Origin of the sequence: Paenibacillus sp. OT2-17 (assembly GCF_009827695.1) — a bacterium.
GTDB lineage: Bacteria > Bacillota > Bacilli > Paenibacillales > Paenibacillaceae > Paenibacillus > Paenibacillus polymyxa_B.
Window position 1 is genome coordinate 19757 of record NZ_WUDQ01000024.1, and the last position, 8978, is coordinate 28734.

Annotated in this window: 9 protein-coding genes; 2 read left to right on the forward strand and 7 right to left on the reverse strand. The window is 44.6% G+C overall.

Translation table 11 applies throughout. From position 1 onward, the window contains the following. Positions 1-505 precede the first annotated feature (505 nt). The 5 genes from GRP75_RS07385 to GRP75_RS07405 all read right to left on the reverse strand — a co-directional run bounded on the left by GRP75_RS07385 (position 506) and on the right by GRP75_RS07405 (position 5817). Complete coding sequence (locus tag GRP75_RS07385; protein WP_075153752.1) at positions 506-1234, reverse strand: amino acid ABC transporter ATP-binding protein; 729 nt, start codon at positions 1232-1234, stop codon at positions 506-508. After that, positions 1227-2675 carry an amino acid ABC transporter substrate-binding protein/permease gene (locus tag GRP75_RS07390; protein ID WP_023987086.1) on the reverse strand — a complete coding sequence of 483 codons (1449 nt, stop codon included), beginning with the start codon at positions 2673-2675 and terminating at the stop codon, positions 1227-1229. Before GRP75_RS07390 ends, GRP75_RS07385 begins: the two co-directional genes overlap by 8 nt. Before the next feature lie 240 nt (positions 2676-2915). After that, entirely contained in the window at positions 2916-3905 is a 990-nt protein-coding gene (locus GRP75_RS07395; protein ID WP_023987085.1) for an inorganic phosphate transporter, read from the reverse strand. A 14-nt stretch (positions 3906-3919) separates the two neighbouring features. Continuing rightward, positions 3920-4534, reverse strand: coding sequence for a DUF47 domain-containing protein (locus GRP75_RS07400; RefSeq protein ID WP_007428879.1), 615 nt, complete (start codon positions 4532-4534; stop codon positions 3920-3922). Positions 4535-4722: 188 nt separating this feature from the next. Beyond that, complete coding sequence (locus GRP75_RS07405; RefSeq protein ID WP_023987084.1) at positions 4723-5817, reverse strand: DUF3048 domain-containing protein; 1095 nt, start codon at positions 5815-5817, stop codon at positions 4723-4725. 249 nt (positions 5818-6066) lie between these two features. Here GRP75_RS07405 and GRP75_RS07410 point away from each other — a divergent pair, with 249 nt between their 5' ends. Then, a complete protein-coding gene (locus tag GRP75_RS07410; protein ID WP_023987083.1) occupies positions 6067-6585 on the forward strand; it encodes a DoxX family membrane protein in 519 nt (172 codons plus the stop codon). 213 nt (positions 6586-6798) lie between these two features. Beyond that, the gene (locus GRP75_RS07415) at positions 6799-7722 is read left to right on the forward strand and encodes a hypothetical protein (protein ID WP_160788978.1); all 924 of its coding nucleotides are present in this window, start codon (positions 6799-6801) and stop codon (positions 7720-7722) included. A 73-nt stretch (positions 7723-7795) separates the two neighbouring features. Here the strand turns inward: GRP75_RS07415 and GRP75_RS07420 are convergent, their stop codons facing one another. After that, positions 7796-8587: a dioxygenase family protein gene (locus GRP75_RS07420; protein WP_160788979.1), complete on the reverse strand. Its 792-nt coding sequence runs from the start codon at positions 8585-8587 to the stop codon at positions 7796-7798. Between the two features lie 92 nt (positions 8588-8679). After that, positions 8680-8978, reverse strand: a 299-nt coding sequence (locus GRP75_RS07425) for an alpha/beta hydrolase (protein WP_160788980.1), incomplete at its 5' end; no start/stop codon positions are given.

Genomic DNA, 8978 nt, shown 5'->3' on the forward strand with positions numbered 1-8978 from the left:
TATACAAATCTCAAGTTCTAAATTCCTTTTAATAAAGAAAAGGATATCTCCGGGCCAACATGCCTCCCAAGATATCCTTTATCCTCGTGCAGAGTAGTTCTTATCTTCAAAGCAAGCCTTCCACTTACGAAAATAAGCATCATAAAAGAAAAATCACTCACGTTCATTAAAGATGCACACGAAAAGCCACTAAGCGGTCGGATGCTTACCTCGCTATATCCCCCTCGGCGCAGCAAGCAAAGCGCTGCGCCAATTCCTTCTGCCTATACCCACCCATTTAAAATGGGGCAGGCTTTTGCGAAGAAAGGAGCGCTCAGCAAGTAGTAGCGGAGCGCTCCATTTGAATCTGGAGAAGCGGAGCGTTCGCCTTTGCCCCTGAATTTTCACCTTATAAGATCTTATACAATCCAAAAAATTCAGGGGCAACAGCGATCGAAAGATCAAATGGAACGCGGAGTGGTCAACACTATGCCTTCGCCTGTACTCCCGGCAAACCCTGCACCACTTACAATACTTTTTCCAGGAAACTAATGGTCCGCTCATTTTTCGGATTACCAAATACCTCTTGTGGCGTTCCTTCTTCTACGATGTAACCACCGTCCATAAACACGACACGGTCGCTTACTTCGCGTGCAAAACCCATCTCATGCGTTACGATCATCATCGTCATGCCTTCACGCGCCAGATCTTTCATTACGCCGAGCACTTCGCCCACCATTTCAGGATCGAGCGCCGAGGTAGGCTCGTCAAACAGCATAATGTCTGGGCTCATTGCCAGCGCACGTGCAATCGCCACACGCTGCTTCTGACCGCCGGAAAGCTGTCCTGGCAGTGCATTTGCCTTATCGGCCAAACCTACACGATCCAGCAGCTTTATCGCCGTTTCCCGCGCCTCTGCCTTGGACTGTTTGCCCAGTTCAGTCGGCGCGAACATAATGTTCTTGAGCACGGTCATATGCGGAAACAGATTGAAATGTTGAAATACCATACCTATATTTTCACGGACTTTGTTAATGTCCACGTTTTTGTCACTCAAGTTGTAGTCATCAACAATGACCTCACCTGCTGTAATTTCTTCAAGCATGTTCATACAACGCAAAAACGTACTTTTCCCCGAACCAGACGGGCCAATGACACACACAACTTCGCCTTCACGTACTTGCATGTCGATGCCCTTTAGCACTTGATTACTACCATAGCTTTTTTTCAGGTTTTTAACGATAATTTTACCCACGGCGAACTCTCCCTTCAAGACGGTTGGAAATTTTGGTCAGTACTGTAATGACGATAAGATACATCACCGCTACTACCAGCCAAATATCAAAGGATTGGAATGTCCGCGCAATAATGATCTTACCCGATTGGGTCAATTCGACCAAACCGATAACAGACAAAATGGACGTATCCTTCAACGTAATAACCAACTGATTGATAAACGACGGGATCATGATTTTCACAGCTTGTGGCAAAATGATTTTAAGCATAGCCGTCCGATAGGGTAGACCAAGCGAACGAGCTGCTTCCATTTGTCCCGGATCAATGGATTGAATACCACCACGGATGATCTCAGTTACATACGCACCCGCATTCAGGGATAACGTCAATACAGCCGCAACAAAAAGCGGCATTTTGAAATCCAGTGCCTGTGGAATACCAAAGTAAATAAAGAAAGCAAGCACGATCAGCGGAATACCGCGGAATATATCGACGAATACAGTTGCAATACCACGGAACACCTTGTTATGGCTTACCTTCATAAAGCCAAACACCAACCCTAGGATAAAGGCTACGAGTAAAGATACAAGTGTGTACAGCAACGTATTTCCCATGCCCTTAATCAGCGAAGGCAGCGAAGCGGAAATCAGGCCCCAGCGGCTGGTTTCTACAGGCGCCACACCTTTGCCCGATTCGCCAAGGTATTTAGCCAAAATTTTATCGTATTCCCCGCTATTGCGCAGATTAACAAGCCCTGCATTAAATTTCTCCAGCAACTCTTGGTTCTTGCCTTGGTTAACAGCAAACCCGTAAGAAGCACCTTTTTCCTTATCTGTTACCAACTTAAGGCCGTTATTCTGGTTTACACCGTATGCCAGTACCGGATAGTCATCAAAGCAGGCAACCGAATTACCTGTTTTAACTTCATCATACATTTGAGAAGAATCGTCGAACGGTACTGTAGTAAAGCCGTATTTGGCCTTAATGGATTCTGCGAATGTGTAACCTTCCGTTCCTGTTTTGACAGCGACACGCTGTCCTTTCAAGTCCTCATAGCGTTTAACCGTATCATTATCCTTGCGGACCGCCATGACGACGCCTGAATCAAAATAAGGCTCGGAAAAATCAAATTTCCGCTTGCGTTCATCGGTAATACTCATCCCGGCAATGACACCATCCACTTGATTCGTTTCAAGGGCCTGCACTGCCGCGTTAAAGCCAAGGGGCTTAATGGTATATTCAAAATTCTGATCCTTGGCAATAGCTGCCAGCAAATCCATGTCGATACCGACAAATTTACCATCTACATCTTCAAACTCAAAAGGCGCGAACGTTGTATCCGTGCCGATATCATACTTTGTTTTATTTTCTGCATGTGCCACTACACCGAAATTACCGGCCAGGGCAACCACAAAAAACAAACAAATCATGAGTGCTATTAGTTTTCTAGATTTTTGCATAATTTCCTCCAGTCAGTTGAACGGTTCAAAGTTTTCTGTTTATTCTACAGGAGTTATTAAAAATTGACTACTTTGATGTCAGGTATTTTTTGAAAAACGTTTCATGGAACTATCTGGATGTGTGAACTTTGAAGAAGCAGTTTTATCCTAGAATGCCAATAAGCCCCTGCCGCAAAAAGCGGACGGAAGCTTATTGTGTATTCTATAGTGTGTACCTTTTTTTCAAGAAATAATAATGAACTAAAAAAGAATTTTGAAAATCAATCCAGATAACAGTGCAGCAATCGGTATGGTTATCACCCAAGTAATAATAATTCGACCGGCCAGCGACCAACGCACAGCGGAAAAGCGCTTCGCAGAACCCACACCCAAAATAGCCGAAGTAATGGCATGAGTAGTACTTACGGGCAAATGAAGCAATGTAGCTGTGAAAATAACAGAGGCTCCCGAAATGTCAGCTGCGAATCCGTTAATTGGCTCGATTTTAAAAATCTTGGTTCCCATCGTCTTGATGATTTTCCAGCCCCCGATAGACGTACCCAGCGCCATGGCTGTTGCGGCTGAAATTTTTACCCACATGGGTACTTCCAAATGGTCCTGATACCCCGCCGAAACGAGTGCGAATGTAATAATCCCCATCGCCTTTTGAGCATCATTCGTACCATGCGTGAACGACTGAAGCGCTGCTGTAATGACCTGCATTGTACGAAACCCTTTGTTCACCGTATGCGGACTACGATGAGCGAAGATATATTTTAAAATCATCATCACGATGTAACCGACAACAAAAGCAATCAACGGGGAGAAAATAAGTCCTTCGACAATCCCGATGAAGCCGCTCCAGTTTAATTTATCCGATCCCGCACCTACATACACCGCTCCAGCCAATGCACCAATCAATGCATGAGAAGAGGATGAAGGAATACCGAACCACCAGGTTAAGAGGTTCCAGATAATCGCAGCGATCAGCGTCGCAATGACGATATCAATTCCATTCGTAAGCTTGGTTGGATCAGCGACACTTCCACCAATGGTCTTCGCAACCCCTGTAAACAATATTGCCCCGAGAAAGTTCATGACCGCAGCCATAATAATCGCACGTCGCGGGGTCAATGCACGGGTCGATACCGAAGTTGCAATCGCGTTCGCCGTATCATGAAAACCATTAATAAAATCAAATGCAAGAGCAAGAAAAATAACAATACCCAATACCAATAAACTTGTATCCATGTAAAAGGACTCCCTTACGAGTTACGCATAATGATGGATTCCAGCATATTTGCAACATCCTCGCATGAATCCGTTGTCGTTTCAAGGCGTTCGTACAATTCTTTGCGTTTAATCAGTTCAATAGGGTCAGTTACAGTTGCAAACAGGTTTTTAATGCAAATACGCAACAATTCATCCCCCTGATTTTCCAAATCATTCAGGCGAATAGTGTATTCACGAATGGCCAGCAATTTTTTCTGTGAAAGCAAATGCACAGCTTTCTGAATTTCGTAAGCTGATTGACGCAAAATATCAGCGAACTGCACAATATACTCGTCCGGCTCCGTAATATTGTACATATAAAAACGAGAAGCCGTCGCTTCAAGACCGTCCAACACATCATCCATGGTTGTTGTCAGTTCCATGATGTCGTCGCGTTCCAACGGCGTAATGAAGGTCTTGTTCAGCTCAGTAATAATCGTGTGTGTGTAATCATCACACTTATTTTCATACTTCTTCATTTCATTTGTAAACAAAGTTACATCCTGAAGATTTGAAGTATGTTGGGCAAAATAATCGGCTGCTTGCACGATCGTATCTGCCATATTTTCCAACGTCTCGAAGAATATATCCTTTTTCTTCAATCTCATAACGATTACCCCTTTACGAAAATATCCGCAACCTGTTTCGACTGCAATAGACAACCTTTGCTATCTTATCACACTCATCAATGTTTTTGTAATGTTTGTAAAAGCAAATTTCATGATATACGTATACATTGCCCGACATGGAAGGTCATTATCCGACATTTTTTCCCTAAAAAGGTGTATTTCGTTTTCTAATTTGCTTCTATGGTTACATGTTCCTTTAGTGAAGTATCTGCAGGTACCACATGTATATAGGATGTACCTGGTGTTAACGGGATTTCAACCCCATTTTTCATAAAACGAATCGCATCACCTGGTGTATGTTGCCACTCAGCCTGTATTAACCGTCCTTGTTGAAACACCATGGCCTCTCCGCTACCGTCCAACTCAACACTTAATCTGCCTACATCATCCAACGTTCGATGTCTAGCGCTCATCACAATGACATTGGCTGCTGAGAGCTGTTGGTTATTATTTTGATCCACATGTGACTTTTCGTTCACAAAACGCTTATATTGTTGATCCGCTGGATCATAGGTATAAGATACCCGATAGCTTTTAAGCAAAAACCGAATTTGTAAAGATGATGCAGTCTCGTCCACCATAACTGGGGTTTCACCGGATTTGAGGTAAGAATATACTGGAACGTCCGTCTGCTTGGCATACCCTTTACTATCGCTTCCTTTGCGCAGTCTGTTCACGTCTGTGTATAAATTATGTGGAGGACGACGATCTTTGCTTCGCCAGAAGTAAGCCCCTCCATTTGAAATCTCATCCAGATGTTCCTTCCGCTGCTGCTGTAAAATCGCATAGGCATCTGTGCTTCCCCCTGCGTGTATCGGCAACGCACCATAGGTTTCGCCCAGCTCAATCAAATACGGTCGAATGCTACGGACCGGTCCGATCTTTACATCTCCGCCATGACTTTGGAAAAAAGCGACCAGACGGGTAATCCCACCTTCTGCAAGAACTTCATATACCATGTCTGCCTGGCTAAGTCCTGCCTGTGGACGTGCAGCCGGAGCATTGTTGATCATGACAGCGAGCGGTCGCTCCAAAACTGGCTGCTCCACCGGAAGACCGGTGAGCGGAGCTGTAAATGCCGGAATAGACTGCTCCTTCGGCGGTTCAAGTGCCTCCTTCTCTGTTTCTTGCTTGGTCAGTTGGGGTACGGATTCAGATTCACCCGTATTGGACATAGCAGAACAAGACATCAGCGTCATGCATAACAGAGCTGAGGCCATCACACGCAACCAATGATTTCGTTGGGAAATGGGCCCGGACAAGTTCATCCCTCCACTTAGTTATTTTTCTCATTATAAGCTTTATTTCCTGTTTTTGTCTTGATTGAAGCATGACCAATCTATAGAATACTTATCTGAAGACATTAAAATTTAAAAAATATTTAGACTTTGTGATTTTTATCACAAATAACTGTAACTGAACCTACTACAATAAAGGTGTAGCAAAGATGATCATCCCCAACAAAATGAAATACAACCAACATTATAGATTAAGAAAGAGGAGTGGTTTGAATGTTTAACAGCTGGTTACGTGAGAACAAAGTCGCAATGTGGTTGCTGACTGTAGTACGGGTTTATCTAGGGTATGAATGGATGACCCACGGACTTGAAAAGCTGACAGGTGGATTCGATGCAGGCGGATTTATCTCGGGGGCCATTGCTAAAACAGGTGGAGACCATCCCGCTGTACAAGGCTGGTGGGGATCGTTCCTGGAAGCCTTTGCCCTGCCGAATGTAGGTTTGTTCAACGTCCTGATCCCATTGGGTGAGTTCTTGGTAGGGGTTGGCCTGCTTCTCGGTACATTGACTACACTGGCTGCTTTGATGGCTATGGTTATGAACTTCTCGTTCCTGTTCTCGGGTACAGTAAGCACCAATGCAATCTACCTGCTGTTTGAAATCTTCCTTGTAGTTGCTGGTGCAAATGCCGGAAGAATTGGCTTTGACCGTTGGGTACTGCCCTTCCTGCGTGGACTGTTTCGTAAAAATAAAGATACCTTTCCAGCGGACCCTAGTCGAAAAATAGCTTAAACATCCCAAAATAACCGTTATCCTCCGGGGTAATGGTTATTTTTTTGCGCTGTTATGCTCACAAGGGGTCTTTCAGCTCCTTCTAACTCGAACTCTTTTATCGGATTCATCATCCCCCCAAACGTTTACAAGTTGGATACAACATGGAATGCTCACGATACATTTACCCTATACACTACAGTTACATCAAAGAACGTAATGGAGGGTTATATCATGAAAAAAATTACCAAAGCCTATCTCATGCTCGCAGCCGTAACTTTCACAGTGCAAACTATGGGATTGGGATATACGACATCAGCCAAAGCGGCGACGTCTACTATGACATCTCAGGCAGAAAGTGTACAACTTATCTCCAAGACCTTCGAGCAGCTACTACGCCAACCCGACAAGCTACCTCAGGCATTCACTTATTTGCAAAAGCATATTCAATCCATTCCAGCCTCTCAAGCTACCATCATGGTGCTTCATCTGGAAAATGCGCAGAAACAGCAATTGGATTCCTATGCAAAGACCTTATACCCGGCCTCTGTTCAAACCAAAATAAATCAAATCTATAAACCCGGTGATTCGTTCACAAATGTAATCAGCCGTTCAAGCGATGTGAACCTGAAAAAGTTGCTAACTCAAACAAGAGATGCCGGCTACAAACTTGAAACTGCAGAAGGCATGTACTACCCAGTCATCAACTATGAAAAATATAAAGTCTTCGGGAAGCACACCACGACAGATATCCGCAGCTATATTGACATCATGGCGATGGAATCCGGACAGGCGGCTACCAAGGATGCCGCGCTCCGTATCGGCTATCAACAGTTAGCCGGACGAGTGCTGGCACAGGAGGCATTTTTAAACCAATATCCTCATTCCAACCGTACACAAGCTATAAAAAAATTGCACGATCTGTACTTCTTCTATACTTTCTATGGCACGAACAATACGCCATTATTCGATTATGATACCGGAAAGATTCATCCGAATGCCAAAAAAGGGTATCAATTCGTCGTTCAACGTAATATGGATTCGAAGAGTACCTACATTCAAAAGCTGAAAGCATTTATGACACTATTGGATCAAAATGGAGATCAGCGTACTACGCAGGTATCCACTTGGCTAAAAAAGAACGTGCCTTCTAATTAATCAAAGACGCAAAATACACAAAAGAACTTCCATTCCCACACACCATGTGGATTCGGAAGTTCTTTTTTTACATTTACGTATCACCTTCTTGACCAAAAGCCCAACAATTGAGACTCAACGAGCCAAGGACATACGACTGAAAAAGCTTATGCGCAGAGCGCTCATGATCCGCAGCCCCCATCGCATAAAACAAAGGTGAAAAATGCTCTATTCCATAAGAAGGTACCGCCTGTTTGGCATATGGAGCCTTCTTGTCATATTGGAATAGGTGGCGCAAATTCCAGTCTTGGAGCTGCTGTGCAATCCAGTCATCATATTGAACGGCCCAATCGGCTGGCTCACTCGTCTGCTTGAGTGTCCGCAAGTTGTGGACCAATCCGCCGCTACCGATAATCAAAATCCCTTGTTCTCGCAAAGGCGCCAGCATCCGTCCAATCTCGTATTGCTCCTGGGGAGCGCGCCGAGAATCAATGGATAAGGGTACGACCGGTATGTCCGCATCAGGATATATATGCCGCAAAACCACCCATGCTCCATGATCCAGTCCTCGGTTCCGAACCGGCTGGTGGAACAGGTTATGCTGACTGAACAGATGCTCTATCTCCTCATACAGCTTCGGATCGCCTGGTGCAGGGTAATCGATTGAGTACATTTCTTCGGGAAAGCCATAGAAATCGTGCAACGCTGCATGCTGATCATCCGCGCCAATACATTGATCGGGGCTATCCCAATGCGCGGAAAAAATGACAATTCCTTTGGGTCGGGGCAGGCTCGCGCCCAGCTTTGCAAGAAAGCTGGTATATGCGTTATTTTCTACAGCCAGTGTCGGTGAACCATGCGCAACAAAAATTGAGGGTAATGTCATCGCTGCCAACCTCCACACGCCAGTATAGTGTTACTCTTCCATTTTACTCCGGCGGAGGCGCAATTTCCAATACAATCCGTTACACACTGAAATCAGATCATCCAGTGCTGCCAATCCCGTTGAATATTTTCCTGTTCATCCAGCCATTCAAGTGTCCGATCAATGAGCCGTTGCCGCTCTTTACCTGACGAGAAAGTGTGATCCCCCTGGAAAATAATCTCTTTATCACAGCGTCCCTCTGGACGCATCCAGAATATCTTTTGAAACAGAAATGCATAATCCACAGGAATAATATCATCCGAGGTGCCATGAACAACGAGCACATCTCCGTTAAATTTAACGGCCTCCTGGAACGGCTGAAATTGAGCTAACGACTCAAAATAAGCAGGCG

Bases quoted from the DNA above. Each gene is read 5' to 3' on its own strand.
- GRP75_RS07390 (WP_023987086.1), bottom strand. From the start codon at position 2,675: ATGCAAAAATCTAGAAAACTAATAGCACTCATGATTTGTTTGTTTTTT.
- GRP75_RS07395 (WP_023987085.1), bottom strand. From the start codon at position 3,905: ATGGATACAAGTTTATTGGTATTGGGTATTGTTATTTTTCTTGCTCTT.
- GRP75_RS07400 (WP_007428879.1), bottom strand. From the start codon at position 4,534: ATGAGATTGAAGAAAAAGGATATATTCTTCGAGACGTTGGAAAATATG.
- GRP75_RS07410 (WP_023987083.1), top strand. From the start codon at position 6,067: ATGTTTAACAGCTGGTTACGTGAGAACAAAGTCGCAATGTGGTTGCTG.
- GRP75_RS07415 (WP_160788978.1), top strand. From the start codon at position 6,799: ATGAAAAAAATTACCAAAGCCTATCTCATGCTCGCAGCCGTAACTTTC.
- GRP75_RS07420 (WP_160788979.1), bottom strand. From the start codon at position 8,587: ATGACATTACCCTCAATTTTTGTTGCGCATGGTTCACCGACACTGGCT.